The organism is Microbacterium sp. NPDC076768 (assembly GCF_040687205.1).
In the GTDB taxonomy this organism is placed as follows: Bacteria; Actinomycetota; Actinomycetes; order Actinomycetales; family Microbacteriaceae; genus Microbacterium.
Map to the genome: position 1 here is coordinate 254635 of NZ_JBFBMU010000001.1, position 21497 is coordinate 276131.

General features: G+C 62.7%; 23 protein-coding genes. 11 read left to right on the forward strand and 12 right to left on the reverse strand.

The genetic code is table 11. The annotated features are described in order from the left end of the window. The first annotated feature begins 9 nt into the window (after positions 1-9). From xylB to AB0O87_RS01335, 4 genes are read left to right on the forward strand one after another with little or no spacing between them, the layout of a single operon-like run. Positions 10-1500, forward strand: a complete 1491-nt coding sequence (xylB, locus tag AB0O87_RS01320) for a xylulokinase (RefSeq protein ID WP_363510983.1) — start codon at positions 10-12, stop codon at positions 1498-1500. After that, entirely contained in the window at positions 1500-2477 is a 978-nt protein-coding gene (locus AB0O87_RS01325) for an NAD(P)-dependent oxidoreductase (RefSeq protein WP_363510985.1), read from the forward strand. The genes xylB and AB0O87_RS01325 overlap by 1 nt, the downstream gene beginning before the upstream one ends. After that, the gene (locus tag AB0O87_RS01330) at positions 2474-3397 is read left to right on the forward strand and encodes a shikimate dehydrogenase (RefSeq protein WP_363510987.1); all 924 of its coding nucleotides are present in this window, start codon (positions 2474-2476) and stop codon (positions 3395-3397) included. Before AB0O87_RS01325 ends, AB0O87_RS01330 begins: the two co-directional genes overlap by 4 nt. Beyond that, a complete protein-coding gene (locus AB0O87_RS01335; RefSeq protein ID WP_363510989.1) occupies positions 3397-4374 on the forward strand; it encodes an aryldialkylphosphatase in 978 nt (325 codons plus the stop codon). Before AB0O87_RS01330 ends, AB0O87_RS01335 begins: the two co-directional genes overlap by 1 nt. Positions 4375-4577: 203 nt before the next feature. Here AB0O87_RS01335 and AB0O87_RS01340 read toward each other — a convergent pair whose 3' ends face one another. The 4 genes from AB0O87_RS01340 to AB0O87_RS01355 all read right to left on the reverse strand — a co-directional run bounded on the left by AB0O87_RS01340 (position 4578) and on the right by AB0O87_RS01355 (position 9303). After that, on the reverse strand, positions 4578-5570 hold the full coding sequence (locus AB0O87_RS01340) for an ABC transporter substrate-binding protein (RefSeq protein WP_363510991.1): 993 nt from the start codon (positions 5568-5570) through the stop codon (positions 4578-4580). Between the two features lie 153 nt (positions 5571-5723). Continuing rightward, the gene (locus tag AB0O87_RS01345) at positions 5724-6758 is read right to left on the reverse strand and encodes an ABC transporter permease (RefSeq protein ID WP_363510993.1); all 1035 of its coding nucleotides are present in this window, start codon (positions 6756-6758) and stop codon (positions 5724-5726) included. Then, a complete protein-coding gene (locus AB0O87_RS01350) occupies positions 6758-8260 on the reverse strand; it encodes a sugar ABC transporter ATP-binding protein (protein ID WP_363510994.1) in 1503 nt (500 codons plus the stop codon). The genes AB0O87_RS01345 and AB0O87_RS01350 overlap by 1 nt, the downstream gene beginning before the upstream one ends. A 173-nt stretch (positions 8261-8433) precedes the next feature. Further along, positions 8434-9303, reverse strand: coding sequence for a sugar phosphate isomerase/epimerase family protein (locus AB0O87_RS01355; RefSeq protein WP_363510996.1), 870 nt, complete (start codon positions 9301-9303; stop codon positions 8434-8436). A gap of 176 nt (positions 9304-9479) precedes the next feature. Between AB0O87_RS01355 and AB0O87_RS01360 the strand changes: the two genes are divergently transcribed. Further along, complete coding sequence (locus AB0O87_RS01360) at positions 9480-10481, forward strand: LacI family DNA-binding transcriptional regulator (RefSeq protein ID WP_363510998.1); 1002 nt, start codon at positions 9480-9482, stop codon at positions 10479-10481. A 115-nt stretch (positions 10482-10596) separates the two neighbouring features. Here AB0O87_RS01360 and AB0O87_RS01365 read toward each other — a convergent pair whose 3' ends face one another. From AB0O87_RS01365 to AB0O87_RS01375, 3 genes are read right to left on the reverse strand one after another with little or no spacing between them, the layout of a single operon-like run. Continuing rightward, on the reverse strand, positions 10597-11016 hold the full coding sequence (locus tag AB0O87_RS01365; RefSeq protein WP_363511000.1) for an RbsD/FucU domain-containing protein: 420 nt from the start codon (positions 11014-11016) through the stop codon (positions 10597-10599). A gap of 32 nt (positions 11017-11048) precedes the next feature. Continuing rightward, a complete protein-coding gene (locus AB0O87_RS01370; RefSeq protein WP_363511002.1) occupies positions 11049-12014 on the reverse strand; it encodes an aldo/keto reductase in 966 nt (321 codons plus the stop codon). Further along, positions 12001-13296, reverse strand: coding sequence for an L-fuconate dehydratase (locus AB0O87_RS01375; protein ID WP_363511004.1), 1296 nt, complete (start codon positions 13294-13296; stop codon positions 12001-12003). The genes AB0O87_RS01370 and AB0O87_RS01375 overlap by 14 nt, the downstream gene beginning before the upstream one ends. Positions 13297-13420: 124 nt before the next feature. Between AB0O87_RS01375 and AB0O87_RS01380 the strand changes: the two genes are divergently transcribed. Both AB0O87_RS01380 and AB0O87_RS01385 read left to right on the forward strand, forming a co-directional pair. Continuing rightward, a complete protein-coding gene (locus AB0O87_RS01380; RefSeq protein ID WP_363511005.1) occupies positions 13421-14281 on the forward strand; it encodes a fumarylacetoacetate hydrolase family protein in 861 nt (286 codons plus the stop codon). Then, the gene (locus tag AB0O87_RS01385; RefSeq protein ID WP_363511007.1) at positions 14278-15057 is read left to right on the forward strand and encodes an SDR family oxidoreductase; all 780 of its coding nucleotides are present in this window, start codon (positions 14278-14280) and stop codon (positions 15055-15057) included. The genes AB0O87_RS01380 and AB0O87_RS01385 overlap by 4 nt, the downstream gene beginning before the upstream one ends. Before the next feature lie 12 nt (positions 15058-15069). Here AB0O87_RS01385 and AB0O87_RS01390 read toward each other — a convergent pair whose 3' ends face one another. Beyond that, entirely contained in the window at positions 15070-16476 is a 1407-nt protein-coding gene (locus AB0O87_RS01390) for a leucine-rich repeat domain-containing protein (protein WP_363511009.1), read from the reverse strand. Between the two features lie 180 nt (positions 16477-16656). Here AB0O87_RS01390 and AB0O87_RS01395 point away from each other — a divergent pair, with 180 nt between their 5' ends. After that, positions 16657-16896 carry a hypothetical protein gene (locus AB0O87_RS01395; protein ID WP_363511011.1) on the forward strand — a complete coding sequence of 80 codons (240 nt, stop codon included), beginning with the start codon at positions 16657-16659 and terminating at the stop codon, positions 16894-16896. A 10-nt stretch (positions 16897-16906) separates the two neighbouring features. Continuing rightward, a complete protein-coding gene (locus AB0O87_RS01400; protein WP_363511013.1) occupies positions 16907-17266 on the forward strand; it encodes a hypothetical protein in 360 nt (119 codons plus the stop codon). Positions 17267-17292: 26 nt separating this feature from the next. On the opposite strand, the gene AB0O87_RS01405 is transcribed toward AB0O87_RS01400, so the two are convergent. Beyond that, positions 17293-17682, reverse strand: coding sequence for a DUF1801 domain-containing protein (locus AB0O87_RS01405; protein ID WP_363511015.1), 390 nt, complete (start codon positions 17680-17682; stop codon positions 17293-17295). Between the two features lie 182 nt (positions 17683-17864). On the opposite strand from AB0O87_RS01405, the gene AB0O87_RS01410 reads away from it, so the two are divergent. Then, positions 17865-18263, forward strand: coding sequence for a hypothetical protein (locus AB0O87_RS01410; RefSeq protein WP_363511017.1), 399 nt, complete (start codon positions 17865-17867; stop codon positions 18261-18263). A gap of 2 nt (positions 18264-18265) precedes the next feature. Here AB0O87_RS01410 and AB0O87_RS01415 read toward each other — a convergent pair whose 3' ends face one another. The 3 genes from AB0O87_RS01415 to AB0O87_RS01425 form a co-directional block, all read right to left on the reverse strand. After that, positions 18266-18817, reverse strand: coding sequence for a hypothetical protein (locus AB0O87_RS01415; protein WP_363511019.1), 552 nt, complete (start codon positions 18815-18817; stop codon positions 18266-18268). A gap of 1449 nt (positions 18818-20266) precedes the next feature. After that, positions 20267-20407 carry a hypothetical protein gene (locus tag AB0O87_RS01420; protein ID WP_363511021.1) on the reverse strand — a complete coding sequence of 47 codons (141 nt, stop codon included), beginning with the start codon at positions 20405-20407 and terminating at the stop codon, positions 20267-20269. Between the two features lie 279 nt (positions 20408-20686). Further along, positions 20687-21112: a hypothetical protein gene (locus AB0O87_RS01425; protein WP_363511022.1), complete on the reverse strand. Its 426-nt coding sequence runs from the start codon at positions 21110-21112 to the stop codon at positions 20687-20689. A 64-nt stretch (positions 21113-21176) separates the two neighbouring features. On the opposite strand from AB0O87_RS01425, the gene AB0O87_RS01430 reads away from it, so the two are divergent. After that, the gene (locus tag AB0O87_RS01430) at positions 21177-21389 is read left to right on the forward strand and encodes a hypothetical protein (protein WP_363511024.1); all 213 of its coding nucleotides are present in this window, start codon (positions 21177-21179) and stop codon (positions 21387-21389) included. The last annotated feature ends 108 nt before the right edge of the window (positions 21390-21497 follow it).

Genomic DNA, 21497 nt, shown 5'->3' on the forward strand with positions numbered 1-21497 from the left:
GCTCCGGGGATGATCATTGCGCACGATCTAGGAACCACGGGCAACAAGGCTTCACTGCACCACGATGACGGAAAGCTCGTCGCTTCTGTCACGGTGCCGTATCCGGCACACTTCGCGGCAGGTGGCGTCGCAGAACAGAACCCCAACGACTGGTGGGACGCGGTTGTTGCCGCGACGCGCGACCTGATCGCCCGCACCGAAACGACGCCGACCGAGGTTGCGGGGCTCGTGGTGAGCGGGCAGATGATGGGCGCTGTTCTGCTCGACGGCGAAGGGGAACCAGCACGTCCGGCGATCATCTGGGCCGACACGCGATCTGGTGCGCAACAGCGCGAGCTGGAAGCGGCGCTCGGTGCAGAGCGGGCGTACGGGATCCTCGGGCACCGCCTCAACCCGACCTACTCGATCGAGAAGATCATGTGGGTGCGCGACAACGAGCCAGGCACCTGGGCGCGCGTGCGCCGAGTGTGCGTCGCGAAAGACTTCATCGTGTTGCGTCTGACCGGACGCCTCGCCACCGACCGTTCCGATGCCTCAGGCACCAACGCCTACGACCAGGCCGCCGGAACCTGGTCGACCGAGGTGCTGCAGGCTGCGCGCCTGGACCCCTCGCTTTTTCCAGAGATTCTGGAGTCCACGTCGATTGCCGGTGCATTGACAAGCACCGCCGCCGAGGCCCTGGGGCTGCACGCTGGCGTGCGTGTGGTGATGGGCGGCGGAGACGGCCCTATGGCCGCTGTCGGTTCTGGGGTCGTTGCTCCAGAAGATGGTGCCTACGTGTGCCTCGGCACTTCCTCCTGGATCTCGTTTGCGGCGGATGCGCCGTTGCGAGACCCAAAGATGCGCACCTTCACGTTCGACAACGTCGTTCCAGGCTCGTTCGTCCCCACCGCGACCATGCAGGCAGGCGGGGCCTCGGTGCAATGGATTGCCGAGGCACTCTCGGCCGACCCCGCACGACCAGAGACCTCTCGCCTCACCTCCGAGGCCTCAGCCGGCGTCGACACCGACGACCTCTACTTCCTTCCCTACCTGCTTGGCGAGCGCTCCCCCATGTGGGACCCGGATGCCCGCGGAGCATTTGTGGGCCTCGCCAGACACCACACCAGGGCGCACCTCGTGCGCGCGGTGTTGGAGGGCACCGCCTTCAATCTGCTCAGCTGCATACAGGCGTTCCGGGAATCCGGCGCCGTGATCGACCGGATTGATGCCGTCGGCGGCGGCGCGCAGAGCGACGCCTACCTGTCCGTCCTCGCTGATGTGTGGGGTGTGCCTGTGCGCCGGCGCACCATCGTCGAAGAGGCGAACAGCCTGGGAGCGGCCGTCACCGCTGCTGTCGGGCTCGGACTCACCGAGTTCTCCGCCGCACGAGCACTGAGCGAGGTCACGGCAGAGTTCACCCCGGATGCGGGCCGCCATGCCGTCTACGCAAAACGCCATGCCCGGTTCGCCGACGCGTACACCGCGCTCGCTCCCTGGTTTGCGGCGAGGCCCAGCTGATGGGCGTCATTCTCGTGACCAGCCGCTCGTTCTCCGACGGCGACGTCGACCTGGTCGAACGCGCAGCGCAAGCGGGACACCGCATCGTGCGCGGGCCTGCTCATCACCACCTCGAAGCGCTGCGTGCAGACCTGCGCGGCGCCGATGCGTGGATCGCCGGAACCGGCGAAGTCAGCGACGAACACCTCGCCGCTGCCCCTCAGCTCAAAATCATCGCTCGCTACGGGGTAGGCATCGAAGCCGTAGACCTCGTAGCGGCGCACCGCCGCGGCATCCCTGTGACTAATACACCCGGGGCAAATGCCGACGCCGTCGCCGACCACGCGGTGGGCCTCATGCTCGCCGCGCTCCGGTTCGTACCAGACGGCGATCGCCGCGTGCGCGTCGGTGATTGGGGTGTGCGCCGAGGGCGAGAGCTCGGAGCAGCCACGGTGGGGATCGTCGGCTTCGGCCGCATCGGCCAGGGCGTCGCAACGCGCCTGAGCGGTTTTGGTCCACGCATCCTCGCCACCGATCCGTTCATGCCAGACGATGTCGTGCGCGCGCGTGGCGCAGAGCCGACCTCGCTCGATGCTCTGTTCCAAGACGCCGACATCGTGACGTTACACACCCCCGGCGGGCAACGCCTTGTCACCGCCGAGCGCCTGGCGGGTATGCGTCGGGGATCGGTGCTTGTCAACACCGCCAGAGGAGAACTTGTCGACGAGTTCGCCGTGGCGCACGCCCTGCGCGATGGCATTCTTGCCGGCTACGCGGCAGACACTCTTGATGGCGACACGGCGGCACAACACAGTCCGCTTTTGGCTGCCGATCTGGCCGACCGAGTCACGATCACCCCACATCTCGGCGCGCAGACCACTCAGGCCGTCGACAACATGGGCTCCCTTTCGCTCGACGACGTGATCGCTGTACTCTCGGGCGCTGACCCTGCCCATCCCGTACCCGTTCCGGCATACCACCCCGAGGAGACCCGATGACCACCGCCGCTGACTACATGGGCTTTGTCGGTGTGACCACCGCGTCGTCATCGATCATGAAGGTGTTCCCGCTGTGGGCCGACATCCTCGATCTACCCACACGCACCCTGGTCGGCCACGACCTGCCGATGGATGCGGAGCCTGCGCAGTACCGCGCGATGGTCGAGCAGATTCGCGATGATCCGCAGCACCGCGGAGCGCTCGTGACAACGCACAAGATGAATGTGTACGCGGCGGCATCCGATCTGTTCGACGAGCTCGATCCGTTCGCCGTCTCGTGCTCAGAAATCTCGAGTATCTCTAAGCGCGGTGCCCTTCTTTCTGGGCGCGCCAAAGACCCGATCACGGTTGATCTCGCGCTGCGCGATTTTCTTCCAGCAGACCATTTCGCTCGCACAGGGGCGGAGGTTGTGATCCTCGGCGCCGGTGGCTCCGGTACGGCGCTGAGTTGGGCTCTGGCCGAGCGAGCAGATGCCCCGGCGAAGATCACGGTGACCGCCCGCACGCAAGACAAGCTCGACCATTTGCAGGAGGTACACCGCCAGCACGGTACCCGCGAAGGCCTGATCGAGTACGTCGTGACCGACTCCCCTGCAGACGCTGATGCGGTGGTGGCTGCGGCGCCTGCCGGTTCGGTGATCGCCAACGCGACGGGCCTCGGCAAAGACCGACCAGGCTCCCCTCTGACCGATGACGTGGTGTTCCCCGCACAGGCATACGTGTGGGAATTCAACTACCGCGGGTCGCTGGAGTTCTTGCATCAGGCCGAAGCCCAGGCTGGCGAGCGTGAGCTGCACGTCGTCGATGGCTGGCGCTACTTCATCCACGGCTGGTCACAGGTCGTCGCCGACGTCTTCGAGCTCGACCTCACCCCTGAGATCGTCGAAAAGCTCGCCGATGCAGCGGAGTCGGTGCGCTGATGTCTGCCGTCGTCCGCACCGTGCTCGGCGACATCGACCCCGCCCAGCTCGGGCGCGTGAACTACCACGAGCACCTTTTTCAGGTGTCGCCGCTCTTGCCTAGCGACGAACTCGACGATGAAGAAGCGTCCGGCGCCGAAGCAGGCGCTCTCCGCGACAGCGGTTTCGAGTCGATGGTAGATGCCACGCCGTTCGGACTCGGCCGTGACCCCGAAGCGTTGGCCCGCATCAGCACGCATACCGGACTGCACATCGTGGCAACTACCGGCCGGCATCGCGAAGCGCACTACGGCGACGAGCATCCGATGCAGGTGTGGACAGCGGATCAGCTCGCCGATCTCTTCATCGCCGACATCACTCGCGGTATGGCGGCCGACGACGAAGCGGTGTTTGAGATGCCAGACGTGCTCGCCGCCGCTGCGCCGAGTGGCGGACCCGTGCGAGCTGGCCTTCTGAAGGCTGGCATTGACTACTGGCGGATCAGTGCGTTCGAGCGCACCACGCTCCTCGCGGTGGCAGAAGCGCATCGGGCGACTGGCGCGGCTGTCATGGTGCACCTCGAGTTCTGCACAGCAGCGCACGAGGTACTCGACTTGCTGTCTGCCGAAGGTGTGCCTGCCGACCGCGTTGTGCTCGCGCACGCCGACCGGGATCCGGATCCCGCACTGCATGTGTCTCTCGCCGAACGCGGCGCGCACCTCGGATACGACGGATTCGCGCGCCCTCGTACCCGCTCAGATGCCGAACTGGTCGACCTCACCGTCGCCGTCGTGGAACGCGGCGCGGGGCATCGAATCGTCCTGGGTGGCGACGTCGCCCGCCGCAGCCGGTACCTCGCCTACGGCGGCATGCCAGGGCTCGGCTACCTCGGCGAGCGCTACCTCCCCCGCCTGCGCGCCGCCATCGGCGACGAGGCCGTCGGCCGCATGCTGACCGCCACCCCCGCGCAGCTCCTCCCCCTCACTCTCCCCGCCTGACCCGCCTGACCCGCCCGTCCCGCCCGTCCCGCCCGTTCCATCCGACTCACCTGCATGAGCCTTTACCGGATGGCGGGCCGACGGCCGGTATCCAGTCATGCATCCGGGGTTTGGTCATGCAGGTGAGCCTTGGATGGGAGAAGGGGCAGACGCAAAGAAGTCCCCCACCCGAGGGTGGGGGACTTCTTTAGATGGTTACCGGGTCACTCGTAGAGGACTGCGGCGATCTTCTCGTCGTCGATGTTCGACGCGTCGTACCAGTACGAACCGGTGTCGTAGAACTCGTCAACGCTCTCGCCGTTGGCTGCGTCGTACGCGGCCTGAACGACCTGTGCGCCGATGCCGATCGGGTCCTGCGTGATGGCGCCGGCCATGGTGCCGTCCTTGATGGCGTTGATCTGCGCTGCGCCGGAGTCGAAGCCGACGATCGTGATCTTGCCCTTTTCGAGGTTCAGCTCGTTGACCGCGTTGACAACACCGATGGCGGAGCCCTCGTTGGTGCCGTAGATGCCCTTGAGGTCGGGGTATGCAGCAATCATCGTCTTCGCGATGTCAGCCGACTTGAGGTGGTCTCCATCGCCGTACTGGATGTCGACGATCTCGATGTCGGGGTATTCCGCTTCCATCTGGTCGACGAAGCCGTCACGACGGTCCACACCGGTGGAGTTGATCTGCGAGTGGCCGACGATGGCGACCTGGCCTTCGCCGCCGATCAGCTCTGCCATGTGGTCAGCCGCAAGCGCACCGGCCACGTTGCTGTCGGTGGCGGACAGGCTGAGTCCGACCTCACCGTTGCAGGGGGCGTCGAAGTAGACGACGGGGATGTCTTTCGACTTGGCCTGCTCGAGCGGGGCAACACATGCCTCGGGGTCAAGCGCTGCGTAGGCGATGGCGTCTGGGTTCTTGTCGATCGCTGCGGTGAGCATCTCGAGCTGCGAAGCAATCTCAGTCTCGGCTGCGGGGCCTTCGAACGTGATCTTGACGCCGAGCTCATCTGCGCGCTCTTCTGCACCGGTCTTCACGGCCTGCCAGAACTGGTGCTGGAAGCCCTTCGAAACCATCGCGATGTACATTTCGCCATCGCTGCTGCCGCCGTCTGAGCCTTCTTCAACGACGTCTCCGCCAGCACAGCCGGCGAACACCAGCGCGGATGCGGCCACGAGGCCTACGAATGCGGTCTTCTTACCGAATTTCATGAATACTCCATTGTTTGCGTGTGACTCGGTTTGTTCTGTGATTGCCGAACGAGCCGGCGATGTGACATTTTTGGTGCCTGTGCGGATTGCTCCGCGGGGTCGGCCGGAGCCGGAGGGCGTCGGCGGGCACGGGTTTTCGCCGCCGCCCGAGTCTTACGTTCGCTGCCGGTCGCGAAGCGAGTCGAGGAAGACGGCAAGCAGCACGACCACACCGACAACGATGTTCTGCCATTCGGACTGGATCGACAGAATGCGCAGACCGTTCACGAGCACGCTCATAATCAGCGCACCGATGACGGTTCCGAGGATCGATCCGCGACCACCCAGCAGCGAGGTGCCACCGATGATGACGGCGGCGATCGCCTGCAGCTCATAGCCTGTTCCGATCTGCGGCTGAGCCGAGTCCAGACGGGAGGCGATCACGATACCTGCGACACCGGTGAATGCTCCGGCGAACATGTAAATCAGGATCGTCCAGCGGCGGGTGTTGACGCCCGAGAGGCGGGTGGCCTCTTCGTTGGAGCCGATGGCGAAGGTGTACCGCCCGAGCAGCGTCTTCGACAGCACCAGGTAGGCGATGACGGCGAGACCGGCAGTAACGAGAACCGCGTTCGGGATTCCTGGAATGATCACGCCGAGCGCGATCTTCTTGAAGTCGGGGGCCGACGACGAGAAGTAGATCGGTGCGACACCGGAGATCACCAGGGCGAGGCCACCAGCGATCATCATCATGGCGAGCGTGGCGATGAAGGGAGGCAAGCGCAGGAAAGCGATGTTGACGCCGTTGACGAGGCCCATCAGCACACCCGTCGCGATACCGCCGAGCACACCGAGCCATACGGGAAGGCCCATATTCGTCACGATCACACCGGTCATCACCGCGCAGAGCGCCATGCCGGTACCGATCGAGAGGTCGATGCCTCCGGTGATGATGACGAAGGTCGTGCCGAGGGCAAGGATGCCGATGACTGCCGTCGACAACAGCACGGTGGCGATGTTGCTGAAGGTGAAGAAGTTCGGGCTGGCGATCGAGAAAATGATGACCAACACGAGAAGTGTGCCGAACGCCAACGATTGCTGGAACTGACGCCGCAGGAATGCTCCCACGTTACGTTTGTCGGTGTTTTCACTCACCGCGGTCTGGATGATCGTCGTCGTAGACGAACCGGGCTGCTGTGGGGTGCTCATCAGTCTTCCTCCCCGTGGGCTGCGAGTTGCATGATCTTCTCCTGGCTTGCTTCCTCGTTGCGGAGCGTCCCGGTGATGCGTCCGTTGGCGAAGACCGCGATGCGGTTCGCCACGCGGAGGATCTCCGGGAGCTCGGATGAGATGACGATGATGGATTTGCCCGCATCAGCGAGCTGCTGCATGAGGCGGTAGATCTCTTCTTTCGCGCCGACGTCGATACCTCTGGTCGGTTCGTCGAAGATGAGAATGTCGCAGTCGCGCATCAGCCACCTGGCGATAACGACTTTTTGCTGGTTTCCTCCGGAGAGGAGCTTGACGACCTGGTTGACCGATGGCGTCTTCACGCGCAGTTGCTGCACGTACTCCTTGGTGCGGTTCTTCGCTTTGGCATCGCCCATCCACCCGATCGCGTTGGCGTATGACCCCAGCGACGCGAGCACGGTGTTGAAGGTGACATCTTGCTCCAGCATCAACCCGAGAAGCTTGCGGTCCTCGGAAAGGTAGCCGAGTCCGTACTTCACGGCGTCTGCCGGCTGGGCGATGCGCGCGGGGCGCCCGCCGATGCTGATCGCGCCGCCGTCTCGGTGGTCTGCACCGATCACGGCACGCGCCGTCTCTGTGCGTCCAGCACCCATGAGGCCAGCGAAACCGAGGATCTCTCCCTTATGCAGCTGGAAGGAGACGTCTTTGAGCAGGTTCTTCGTCGACAGCCCCTGCACGTCGAGTACCACCGGGTCGTTGGCGTGCTCGCGGGCCTCCGGACGTGTACCTTCGTCGATCACACGGCCGACCATCATTTCGATGATCGTCGGAATTGTGATCTCGGCACGGTCGAGTGATCCGATGTATGTGCCGTCACGCAAGACTGTCACCCGGTCAGCCAAGCGACGCAGCTCGTCCATTCGGTGTGAGATGTAGACGATGCCGGTGCCGCGAGCCTTGAGCTGCTCGATCAGCACGAACAACGTCTCCACCTCGGTGTCGGTGAGAGCAGAAGTCGGCTCATCCATGATGAGAACCTTCGCGTTGAACGACAACGCTTTGGCAATCTCGACCATTTGCTGCTCGGCCACCGTCAGCTCGCCGACGAGCTGACGCGGGTTCAGGTTGATGTTCAGCCGCTGCAGCAGCTCTGCCGTCTGTGCGTTCAGCTTGCGCTCCGACAGAAACGGACCAGTGGTGGGCTCCCGGCCCACGTAAATGTTCTGGGCGACGGTGAGATCGGGCATCAGGTTGAGTTCCTGATGAATGATGGTGACCCCGAGTTCCTGCGCCTGGAGCGGCCCGGTCAGCTCGACCTCGCGACCCTCGAACGTGATCGTTCCCTCGTCCTTGGTATAGATCCCCGAAAGAATCTTCATCAGGGTGGACTTTCCCGCACCGTTCTCGCCCACGAGCACGAGCACCTCACCCGCGTGCACCTCGAGATGCACGTCTTTCAGCGCCTGCACGCCGGGGAATCCCTTGCTGATCCCCTCGACCCTGAGGATGGGTCCACTCATGCGCTCACCTGCTTCCTTGAAGGTCCTGCTTTGTTGTCGGCGGATCGTTCCGTCGCAAACATCGGGTCAATTCTGCGTCCTACGTTACGCCAACGCAAGTTGTATCTAAATGTATCTAGGGATGAGGCACTTGGGAAGACTTGTAATGACATCTTTATTTTTCGTTACGTGGCTCAGTGAAAACGGATCGAATCCACGGCCACGAGCTTGTCCCGGATGTACGCGTTGGCGTGGGACCCCAGCTCCACGTTGTCACTCCACAGATTGCGCCAGATGCCCAGCATCCGGCTCAAGTCCGGGGCGACGACGGCCGACGAGAACGACTCGAAGACAATCGGACCGTTGTAACCAACGCGCCCCAGAGCCTTGAAGAAGTTGTCGAAATCGACGGTTCCTGTGCCGAGGTAGCCGCGGTGACTCTCCCCGATATGCACGTAGCGCAGGGCGGGGGCTGCATCGAGAACCGGCGCGAACATATCCGATTCCTCGATGTTCATGTGGTACGTATCGAGGTGGATGCCGAGGTTGGGGCGGTTGACCTCTTCGACGTAGTCGAGCGCTTGCCTGGCGGTGTTCAACACATTGGTCTCGTACCGGTTGACGACTTCGAGCGAAACAGAAACGCCCCGTTTGGCCGCGTGGTCCGCAACCCGCGCAATTGCACGACGACTGCTCGCCATCCCCTCGTCCGACACCGGCTCCATGTACTTCTTCATGGCGCTGTAGATCACGCCACAGAAGTGCTTACCCCCGAGCTCGGCGAGCACATCAACAGCCTTGATCAAGAGTGCTTCTCCGGCGGCGACCACCTGAGGGTCGGCACTGGTGACATCCGTGGCCTCCGAAAGCCCGAGTGAGGCACTCACCGCAAGATCGTGTTCTTTCAGCGCAGCCTGCGCGGCCTCAACATCGAAGGAAAACGGGTCCATCAGCGGAAACTCGATGAGATCGAATCCGGCCTCTTTTGTCTTTCGAACAGCGAGCCGAATGCCGTCGGCATCGAAGCTTCCCGTCCACACGAGTCCGTGGCAACCGATGTTCATGAGACCTCTCACAGCGGGTGTGCGGCACCATCGCCGTCACGCGGTTGGCACGTTGCAACCGCGGGTTCGAGCCACGCTACGCGGGCGAAGAACTGCCTGTCAAGACTTTCTTGGCACGTTGCAATTCGTTGCGTATGCTGAAGCAACCACTTGCCCCTCACCGCTGAAGGAGCCGCATGCCCGCGAGCGTAAAAGACGTTGCTGCTCTGGCTGGGGTCTCTTCCTCCACTGTCTCCAACTACTTGAATCATCCCCATGTGCTGGGCGCTGCAAGCCGGGAGCGAGTCAGAGCGGCAATCGAAGAACTCGGGTTCGTGCCGAACGAATCCGCGCGACAGCTGCGTGCCGGGTCGAGCAAAACCCTCGCGCTCATCCTGCTGGACGCTTGGTTGCCCTACTTTCACGAGCTCTCCCGTGGGGTCGAAGATGTGGCGCGCGAGGGTGGCTGGTCTCTCTTCTTCAGCAACAGCAACCGTGACGAAACACTGGAGCGGCGCAACATCGACATGTTCGAAGCCCACCGAGTGCAGGGCATCGTTATCTACCCCCTCGGCGACGTTTTGCCGCGGTTAGAAGAGCTGGCAGATCGCGGAATTCGCTCCGTGGTCGTCGGACCGATCGAAGCCTCTCGGCAGGTCGCATCGGTGCTTTTCGATGACCGCGGAGGCGGCCGCCTCGCCGGAGAACACCTACTCAGCCTCGGTCGGCGCCGAATCCTCTTTCTCGGAAGCGAAGCGGTGAGCCAATCCAACGACCGCTTGGCCGGGCTCCACGAGGCCGCGTCGGGGACCGACGCCACGATCTCCGTCATCGATGTGGCCCATCTCGCCACCGAAGACGGGCTGCGCGCAGGAGAGCGAATCATTGCGATGCCTGTAGACGAGCGCCCTGATGCGGTGTTTGCCGCCAACGATCTGGTCGCGCTCGGTGTGCTCACCCAGTTGCTGCGCCACGGCATTCGGGTGCCAGAAGATGTCGCTCTGATCGGGTTCGACGACGTCGCGCAGGCACACCAGGGGGTCGTTCCGCTCACCAGCGTGCGGCAGCCAGGGTACGAAATCGGGCGCGCCGCTGGCACCGCCCTCCTTCAGCAACTCGCGGATCCGTCGTCTCCGCCTCCGGCAACCACCCCGTTCCCCGCTGAACTCATCGTGCGGGAGTCGACAATCGGGCGCTGAACGCGCGGTGCACGACACTCCCCCCGTTCACAATTCAGGAATCCGGCCGACACCGGGCTGAATCCAGCCCGGTGTCGGCCTTCGGCCCCGGTTTTCCTGAGTTGTGAACGGGGCGCTAGCTAGACGCGTGTCCGACGACGCCCTTGCGCAGCGTTGCGTTGCCGTACTTTCGGGTCTCGCCAGTGCGCACCATGACGTAGGCGCCCTTGGAAAGGTCGTAGTAGTCGAACCGGTCGACAAAGCGAGTCGTTTCCAGCGCGGTGCCAGCGGCTCTCATCAGCTCTTGCTGCACTTCGAGCACCTCACCGTCGGCCGAAGTCATCAGGTCGATACCCGGCGCATCGTCGAGGGGCAGAACAGTGCGGATTGCCTCCACAATCTCGGGAGTTGAGATGCCGGGAAGGTCAACAACTCGCGTCCCAAAAGCCCAGGCGGGGTAGTGCGCGTCTGCCACCACGATGGCGTCTGAGTGCCCCATCCGGTCAAGATGCAGCAGCAACTCACCGGTCAGCAGCGGATGGATTCCTTCGAGCATGACTGCTCCCTTCAATGGCGAATGTCGATAAATCAGACAGCGATGAGGCTTTCGGCAGCCAGGTTCTGCCAGAGCGCAGCCGGGATCTCCAACGCGGCATACTCGGCGTTCTGGATGAGTTGAGCCGGACGACTCCCACCCACCACAACTGAGCGCACCTCGGGAGCCTGCAGCGGGAACTGGATCGCGGCTGCCGGAAGGGGCACGTCGTGATCTGCACAGATCTCGGCGATGCGCACGAGCCGATCCCACAGCTCGTCCGGAAGCTGGCCGTATTCGTAGCGTCCGTCTCGCCGCGGTTCGTTCGAGGCGAGGAGGCCGGAGTTGAAGATCGACGCCGCCACGATGCCGGTGTTCGTCTCTTTGCAGGCGGGAAGAACATCGGCTGCTGCCGGCTGCTCCAGCAACGTGTAGCGACCGGCGACCATAACAAGGTCGAGATCGGCTGAACGCACAGCCGCGGCGAGCGCCTCCGACACCATCGAGCCGATGCCGACTGCTGTCACCTCACCTTCCGCGCGCAGCTGTTCCATCGCGGGGAGGGCTTCGGCGAGCGCCAGGTCGAGGTCGTGCCGTTCTGGATCATGCAAATAGAGCAGATCGATGCGCTCGATGCCCAGCCGCTCACGAGACTCTTCGACGCTGGAACGGATCCCTTCTGCCGAGAAGTCCCACACACGCTGGAGGTCATCCGGGACGTGAAAATCGTTCGCGGTATCGAGCCCGCCAGTGTGATCGGGGTTGGGACGCAGAAGCCGCCCCGCCTTGGTAGACAGCACGTATTCGTCGCGCGGTTTTGTCTGCAAAAAGGCCCCGAGTCGGCGCTCAGACAGACCAAGTCCGTAGTGAGGTGCGGTGTCGTAGAAGCGGATGCCGCTCTCCCACGCCGCATCCAGCACCGCCCATGCCTCGTCGTCGGTCAGTGGACGAAACAGGTTGCCGACGTTCGCGGCACCATAGCCGAGCGTGGGCACTGCCAGGCGATCAGGCGCTGACATGCGCGCCCGTCCAGGTGTAGGTCGCAATGCTGTCGGCCTTCATTTCCATGCCATTGCCCGCTGCGGTCGGCGCCATGTAGGAGCCGCCCTGAATGTCGGTCGGGATGACGAAGTGCTCATGCAGGTGATCAACGAACTCGATCATGCGTCCTTCCCGCGTTCCGGTCACCGCCACGAAGTCGAACATCGACAGGTGCTGCACCGCTTCACACAGTCCCACACCGCCGGCGTGCGGGCACACCGGCACTCCAAACTTGGCGGCGAGCAGCAGGTTGGCGATGTTCTCGTTCACGCCAGCCACCCGCACCGCGTCGATCTGCATGACGGAGATGGCCTCAGCCTGCAGTAGCTGCTTGAAGATCATCCGGTTCTGGGCGTGTTCCCCGGTCGCGACGCGAATCGGCGCCACTCCGCGGGCGATCTCCGCGTGGCCGAGAACGTCGTCAGGACTTGTCGGTTCTTCGATCCACGCGGGGTGGAACTCGGCGAGCGCATTCACCCATTCGATGGCTTCCGAGACTTCCCAGCGCTGGTTGGCATCGATCGCGATGGGGAAGTCTGGTCCGCACACTTCCCGTGCTTTGCGGAAGCGGCGGATGTCGTCGTCGAGGTCGGCGCCGACCTTGAGCTTGATCTGGGTGAAGCCGTCGGCCATCGCTTCGCGGGCAAGGCGCTCGAGCTTCTCGTCTGAGTAGCCGAGCCAGCCTGGGCTGGTCGTGTAGCCGGGGTAGCCGGTGGCGAGCAGTTGCTGCTCTCGTTCGGCGCGGCCCGGTTCGGCAGCGCGCAGAATCTCGAGCGCATCGTCTCGCGTCAGTGCGTTGGTGAGGTAGCGGAAGTCGACGAGATCGACAAGCTCTTCTGGCGTCATCCTGGCGAGCAGCTGCCACAACGGGAGGCCGGCGCGCTTGGCCTTGATGTCCCACAGCGCGTTGATGACCGCTCCGATCGCCATGTGCATGACGCCCTTTTCCGGGCCGAGCCAGCGCAACTGGGAGTCACCAATGATCTCGCGGAACGTGCCACCCATATCGTCAAGCAACGGCTCAATCTCGCGACCGACGAGGTGCCCTGCGAGCGCCTCGATCGCCGCGACCTGCACGTCGTTGCCCCGCCCAATCGTGAAGACGAATGCGTGACCTTCGATGTTGTCGTCGGCGTCTGTGCGCACAATGACGTATGCGGCGGAGTAATCAGGGTCGGGGTTCATCGCGTCAGACCCGTCGAGGCTCAGCGACGTGGGAAAGCGGATATCGGTGGTGTCGAGTGCGACGATGCGGCTCACAGTGGTTCCTCTCCATGCACGGGTGATTTCTCCGTGCGGATCTCTTGGAGTGTAAACATCGGATGTCTATACTGTCAACGAGACCGGCCGCGCTGACGCGGCCACCCGATGGATCAGGAGAGACATGAAGTTCGCGCGGCTCGGCACCCCAGGAAACGAAATCCCCGCCCTTGTGGAGGGCGACCGCTATCTCGACCTTCGCTCTGTAACATCCGATGTGAACGGTGATTTTCTCGAAAGCGACTTCATCGCCCGCGTCACCGCCGCCCGCGATGCGGATGAGCTGCCAGAGCTCGCAGATGCCGCGGCTATGCGCATCGGCGCACCGATCGCTCGCCCCAGCGCTGTCATCTGCATCGGCATGAACTACGCAGCCCACGCGGCGGAATCCGGATCGGCCCCTCCCACCATCCCGATCCTCTTCCTCAAGACGCCGAACACCGTCGTCGGCCCCAACGACAACGTGACGATCCCCCGCGGCAGCGAGAAAACCGACTGGGAGGTCGAGCTCGGAATCGTGATCGGTGCCCGCGCCGCCTACCTCGACTCTCCAGAAGAATCGCTCGCACACGTCGCCGGCTTCGTTACCGCGAACGACGTTTCAGAGCGCTCGTTCCAGATTGAAGTTTCTGGTGGACAGTGGTCCAAGGGCAAGATCGCCCCGGGGTTCAACCCGACGGGGCCGTGGCTGGTCACCCCCGATGAGGTGGATCATCAGGCGCTCGGCCTTCGCAGCTTCGTCAATGGTGAGCCTCGCCAAGATTCGAACACGAGCGACATGATCTTCACCGTGGAGCACATCGTGCATCACCTTTCGCAGTACGTGACGCTGGAGCCGGGTGACTTGATCCTCACCGGTACGCCGCAGGGTGTCGCGCTTTCAGGCAAGTACCCCTACCTCGCCGCCGGCGACGTGGTCGAGATCGAGATCGATGGGCTCGGTCGTCAGCGACAGGAGTTCGTGGCGTGGGAGGCAGGAAAGTGACCCTTCGACAGGCTCAGGGACCCAACGGGGGCGAGCTGGACGGGCTGGTGGCGATTGTCACCGGCGGCGCGTCCGGTATCGGCGCCTCCATCGCGCAGCGACTGCACGCCGACGGAGCAATGATCGCCGTTCTCGACCGTGACATTGCCGCAGCTGACCCCGCGTTCGCCGCGTTCACTGCCGACGTCTCGGACCGCGAAAGCGTCAATGCAGCCGTAGCGGCAGTCGCCGAGAAGTTCGGTCGCATCGACATTGTCGTCAACAACGCCGGGATCGGCGCGCAGGGCGACATCAGCGCAAACGACGACGACGAATGGGCACGCGTGCTCTCGGTCAACGTCACCGGCATCGCCCGCGTCACCTCCGCCGCACTGCCGTGGTTGCGTGAATCTCCCGCGGCAGCGGTGTGCAACACCGCATCGATTGCCTCGAGCACTGGGCTTCCGCAACGCGCGCTCTACAGCGCATCAAAGGGTGCGGTCTCGGCCCTCACTCGCGCCATGGCCGCCGACCATCTGCGCGAAGGCATCCGTGTAAATGCGGTCAACCCTGGCACAGCCGACACCCCGTGGGTGGGCCGCCTGCTTGGTTCTGCAGCCGATCCGGCGGCCGAGCGCGCCGCGCTCGAAGCACGCCAGCCGCACGGCCGACTGGTGAGCCCCGCAGAGGTTGCCGCCGCAGTCGCCTATCTGGTGAGCCCTGCAGCCGGGTCGACGACGGGCACGTTCATCGAGGTAGATGGAGGGATGGCCCAACTCCGCTTGCGTGCGGAGTAGGGCCATCCTCGACTAGCTGGCGCGACGAGCGCGGAACAGCAGCAGTCCTGCTCCAGCGGTCAGAAGCGCAAGAGCAAGCACTCCCCAGCCGGTCATGTCGTCGCCACCTGTTGCGGCGAGACGTGGGGTGTTCGTGTTTGCGTTGCCGGTGGTGCTTGCGGCGACGCTGCCCGTTGTGCCGGCGGCGGCACCGTCGGGGGACGTCGTCGTCGGTGGCACGACGGCCGCATTCACGGTCACCGTGAGTGTGGCGACGCTGACGAAGGAGGCAACGTTGCTGACCTGGTACTGAACGGCAGGAACGCTCCCCACAAAGGTGCTGTCTGGGACGAACTGAATCCGACCGGCATTCACCGTGAATGTGCCACCACTGACGGCAACCGTCGTCGTGGGTTCGCCCGCACTGTCGAGAAGCGTCAGCGTCGAGGCGTCGAGCGCGGGCTGTGCGGCAGCACCGTCGTTCGCGAGAACGTCGATGGTGATGGTGGTGTTGGTCGTCGCCGAAGCAACGTCGTCGTTCAGCGTGGTCGCGACGAGGGCGACTGTCGCTGTCTGCGTGAAGTAGCCGCCGAACTCAACACTTCCCGGCCCCGGCAGAATCTGCTCCCAGTCGAAGTTGCTGGTTCCTGGGGCTGAGAAGGTCCATGACAGCCCACCAGCGGCGATGCTCGCAATGCTCACGGCCGGATCACTGTTCACCACCTCTACCCGATTGGTGCTGCCCAGAAAGCCGATAGCCGGGCTCTCCTGCATCTCACCAACCGTCGTGGCTGGCATCGAGACGTTCTGCAAATACGCGTCAAGGTCTCCGTCTGGGTCAAGCGCAAGACGCTCGGCGAGCGCCGAGAGCGGCGAAACATCTTTGATCCGGTTGGCGCTCAGGTGCAAGCTGGTGAGGTTTACGAGGCTCGCCAACGGCGCAACATCAACAATGCTGTTGCGCGTGAGGTCCAGAACGGTAAGAGCCGTCAGATCTGCGAGCGGCGCCACATCGGCGAGGCCGTTGAGGCCAGCGTAAAGAGCGGTCAGCTGCGTCAGTGTGCGGAGCGGAGACAGGTCGACAATCCCGGTCCGGGTAACATTGAGTTCGGTGAGCTGTGTCAACGAACTGAGCGGCGTGAAGTCTTCGATTTGATTGCCGCCGAGCTCCAACCGCGTCACGCTCGTCAGTGCGTCGATGCCTTCGATACGGAGGATGTCCCCGGAGTTGCAGGACAACGCCGTCAGTGTTGCTGCTTGCGTGTCGGTGATCGGCTCGGTCGCGTCCTGATTGAGTGCAGCGTTCACGCACGCTTGCAGAGCGGGGTCGGCAATGCTGATCTCAGCAGCGTTCGCCGCGGCGGGTGCCAGAAGCGATGCTCCCAGCGCAACCAGCGTCACCGTGGCGCCAACGATTGTCTTGCTCTTTGAAGTTCTCAACTACATCCTCGTTTGGGTCGAAATTGTCTTTTGGACGACGTGCAGTGAGACCAAAAAGGGGGTGGAGCCACAGACTTCGCAAAGGAAGGCTATCCCGCCAGATTCATCGATAGAAGCAACTTTCGTCTCTATTAATCCAAGGATTGGCCTGAACGGCTGGGGCGAACGAAAGGACGGCGCATGGACCGCTCTCACACAAGGACGCCGCTCGCTGACAAGAAGCGCTCGCTCCTCGCCGTTCGCATCGCTTTCGTTGTCATTCTGCTTGGAGTGACCGCGTTACTGCGGAGCGACCCGGCCGTGCTCAGCGGTGCGGTTCTGACAGTCGCTGCCCTCGCTGCGACCGGTTTTTACCTCGTCGAAGCGCGGTACGCCAGAGCGCTTGAGCGCGTCATCGTCCACTCGAGGACACCGCAGTAAGACAACGACGATGTCTCACGTCGACCGGCGAGCGAAGCTCGTGCTGTCTGCGTCGCTGCTCCTCGGCGTCATTGCAGCGTCAGGATCGTCCTTCGTCAGCACTGGCAAGTGGTGGTACTCGGTGCCGTTTGCCTTCATAGCCGCGACCGCGATCTGGCGGGTGTGGCGCACACCCTTCGAGATCTCACTCTCTGTTCCCGCGCTACGAGCCTCACTGCTTGTAGTGATTGGACTCTCCTTGATTGCAGGCGTCTCCTGCATCGGGATCGCACCCCCGTGGATGCTGTGGTCCGGACTGATCGCCTTCGCCGTGGCCTGGTGCACCTACCTCAGCACCTTCCACACTTCGGTCCCCGATACAAACACGTGAACTCTCAAATTTGCGGTCAGATCCGTCTACGGCGCAACGAGCCAGGCGCGTATGACCGCGATCAGCGCATCACGATCTTTTGCGAGCGCGGTCGACTGCGGGACGAGCAGGCTCGCTCGGATGTCGGAGTGCCAGGTGAGCAGCCGTTGAGGATCGTCTGAGAAGGTGGGGGCCGCGTTTTTTTCTGCGCGGTCGGTGCCGAAGTGCAGGATGAGCCGCACCGGACCTTTGCCGGCGGCATTGATCGTTAGACGATCAATGCCGTTCATTGTGTAGCTGGGCGAGTTCCATTTGATGATCTCGCCGACGCCGGGTTCAGCCTCGACCACGAGCGCCCGGAGCCACTCGACTTCTGCCCGCCTTTCAGGCGTCTGCGCATCAAGAAACTCGGCGACGGTCGCGAACTGTGTGGGCATGATTAATCGTATCGCCGGGCTACTCAACGGGCCGGAGCAGTCCAGAGGCTGAGGCCAGTTCAGCTTGGCGACGAGGGGCGCTGAGTCGTGAACAGCGACAGCGGTCGTCATCGCACTCGCCGTCGGCGATCGCCACGCCAGAAAGCGCAGACCCGGAGGCGCAGGCGCAAGCGCGCGCATGGTTGGACGCCGCAGCGCTCCCGCCTGGCGCGACTCCCGCCGACGCGCGTGTCGCAACGTTCAGTTCGTATACAGGCTGGCCCTGTGGCCCCGTCGTGCAGGTGGAGGGGTTCTGGTCGATTCCTGACGCAACCGTGAGCGCCATAACGAACTGGATTCGAGAGAATCCGACGGCAGATCTCATCTCGACTTCAGTGGGGGCGGTCCCCAACGATCCCAGCATCCAATCGGCGACCGTGGGGTACATTCCGACCGAGGGGGCGCAGGAAGGGATTGTCTACACCGTCGAGAAGACGACAGCAGGCGTCGCGGTGCGCGCCGAGGTCGCAGCACAAACATCCGCGGCGTCATGCCCCGAGTTGCCGGACGGTGGGCAGTACGGTGCACCGGGCCAAGGATGACGTCAGGGCAAAACCTGAACCGAATACTCGTTCGTTTCCGTGTCGCAGGTAGTGATGCGCCACTCGGCTTCGCTGCCTTCCATCACGCGTGCCATCTCGATGATTAGCGGACTCGGCCACTTTTCGCCTGAACGTTGAGCGGCATCGAGAATGCCACTCTCGGAACGCTGCTGCTCGGCCTCAGTGAGTTCCACCTCGCGCGAGGCGAGCGTCTCGAGGGTGCGGACGTCAACGATCGACTCACGACCGTAGCTCGAGTCGTTTTTCTGCTCGCCGAGCACGTCGTATCTCGTGTCAGCGCCGCGAAGTCGCCAGACCCATCGCGAATCAACGTACTCGAGTCGCAAACCGACGACGCTCCCGCCGACAGCGTCCGACTCGCTCGGCAGCGATTCCAGGAAGTCCGTCGGCCACGATGACTCAGGCGGCATGCAGGTGCCGGGGTAGTTCTCTCCGACCGTAGCCGGAGCGTCGGGAACCGTCGCACATCCGGCACATCCAACGATCGCCGCCACGGTCACGCTGACGGAGAAAAACCATCTCCTGGTAATCATCGGGCCACCTTCGTCGTCGAGGTCAGAGCCTACCTGCGCTGATCTGCGTGCCTTCGTGCATAGCGGATCGACACACTCGGTTGTTCGCGCACGATAGCTGGCCCCTCCTCCGCGCCAGGCGAAAGCGGGGCAAGCTTCAGCACGAGGTCGTCTCAAAAAGGGCACCTCTCGCGAGGCGCAATGTGAACACCCTCTGTGAGACCTTTGCGGCTACGTATGGCAGGGCTTGACTGCACGCTACGCACGTCTCATGGAACGATCCCCAAACGGACATGGCCGCGCTCGCTCCAGCGGCGTATGTTTCCGCACACGCTAGGTCCTTGCGCGAGCCCAAAGTTGACCACCGGACGCAATAGCGATCTCCACCTCGACGTCACACAAACCAGTCCTTTCGATATCGCGATAGGCATGGTAGCTTCTCGCTATGACAATGGTGTGGATTGTATCTCTCGAAGATGAGCCTGGTTTTATTGGAGCATTCGATGTCGAAGAAGACGCCTATGAGTTCCAGGAGGCTTATGCAGCTCAGAGCGGTCGCTCCGTACTGCTAACTCCCGCAAATCTTCCATACCGCGATTTTGGTGTCACTGTCCCGCTATGTAGGGCTACATATCCAGGCACTTAAGCATGTGCAATGCAACAAGAATGAAATCACTAAAAATGAAACAGAAAAGACTACAGGCAAGTTTTCTGTTGGCCGCGGTTGTACTCCTGACTTCGACGGGAGTCGGGGCCCAGCGTACGCCGACGGCGCTGACAGCGATGGCCTTAATCTCCCACCATTGACCGCGACGAGGTCAGAAGATGTGCCAGATGAGTACCTCATCTCCCCTGATGGAACGCCGCTCCCGCCAGGCACCGAGACGCTGACGGATGAAGAGATGGCAGCGATCGGCACCACCTCAACCACGTCCACCCTGAAGCTAGACAACGAAACAATGACACGGGCTAGTAGCGTTGTAGGAAACTGCAATTTTTCAGTGGGAAATGTATGGAAGCGTTCATCTGCTAGTTCCTTGCCATCTGGCGGGATAGGAGCGAAGCCAGCTATCAGCCGTTGCTGGGGTGCTGTCACAAAAACTTTCATTCGGTCCTACGTGTATATGCATAACGGTTGGCTTTGGGTGCGAAAAACAAAAGCGTTTGAAAGTTATGGAAGCTGGAACATGGTACAGAAAAGCGTTTTGTACAAATGCAACGGGACCAGGTCTAACACGTTCCGCGTTGTTTCATATTTCAAAGCTTCAGGAGCCAGAGATGTCGTAGCGGCGAAGGTCCAGCTAAGATCCGCGGACTATAGGTTTAGCTGCGGCGGGTGACCCTCGTACCATTACCTCGTTGTCGTTGGGCCGCTCAATTTAGCACTGAAGACAACTACGTGTGCACGTGGGGTTGGCGGTGCTCCCGGGGTATCAACCAGGCTCGAGAGCCCCGCCTACTGATGTTCGTTCAGAACATCTTCACCGAGTACTCGGCCATCCCCGTCTGCTGACGAGTCTCTGCAGCGTGGCGGCGCACGATGCGGTTGGCGACCGCAACACTGACGGTGATAGCGGTGATGAACGCGGTGGCGAGGATGAAGGTGAGCATGTTCTGAGTCTCCTTGGTTGTGGTGGGTGGTGCGATAGCAAAGAGAGCGCAGTTGGGGGCACGAAGTATCGGGTCGTGGAATACCGGACTGAGGGAGCGCAGCGACCGAGGGAGGATATGCCGCGAAAGCCCGATACGCAGTGCAACCAACGTAGCTATCGTCGCGCAGCACCAACCCACGACAACCAAGGAGACGGACAGTGCCCAGACACGACTGCTCCAGACTGTGCCTCTCATCGATGGGGAGGGGCGGGCGGATGTGTCCCGCCCCTCCGATCTTCATTTGGTGCGGATGCCTGCGCAGGCTTCGACGCGTTCGATGTAGTTGCGCATCGTGTCGAGGAGGTCACTGACTTCCGCACGGTCGTACGCCTCGGCACGAGTGATGTCGTGCAGGGCTACCCTGGCGGCTTCGATGCTGGGGATGCATTCGGGGTCTAGTCGTCCGGTAAATGTGAGCGAGGGGCGGTCATCGCCCAGATCGTCGGTATTGATCCCGAAGCGCTGCGCAATCTCTCGCGCATCGTTTGCGTCTTCGACGCTCGGGCCGGGACCGTTCACGCCCATGTGTCGGTGGGCGACGTCCCCAATGAGCGCGGTGAGTTTGCTGTCCCAAGACTCGGAAAAGATGAGACATGCGTAGACGGCTGCACCGAATTGTGCGAGCGCTGTGTCCGTGGTCGTGGGGTGTGCGTGGTCGTTCATGTTTCTCCCTTCTTCCCTCTCGTTGTTTTGCCGTGGAGGCACGAAGTGTCTCTGTAGGGAGAGCGTGCGGCTCGGCAACCTGGAGGGCTACCGGGGAGAGACATTGGGGCTGTTCATTGGCTCTCTGTGCATACTCGTGTTCATCGTGACGCGCTGGACAACCGAGCCTTTCCTGAACGAATTCGGATTCTTGCTGGGACTGGTCGGTCTCGGCATCCTCGGAGTCAGCATCGGCGCACATCTCACCACCCAGCAAGCCAAGAAAGAGGAGTTCTGACCGGGTCACCACTGAATCTCCGCCTACGCAATACCAACACCCTCATCAGCGTGAACATCAACCTCGTCGAGGCGGACTTCTCCAAAGAGGAAGATTTCACGATGTACG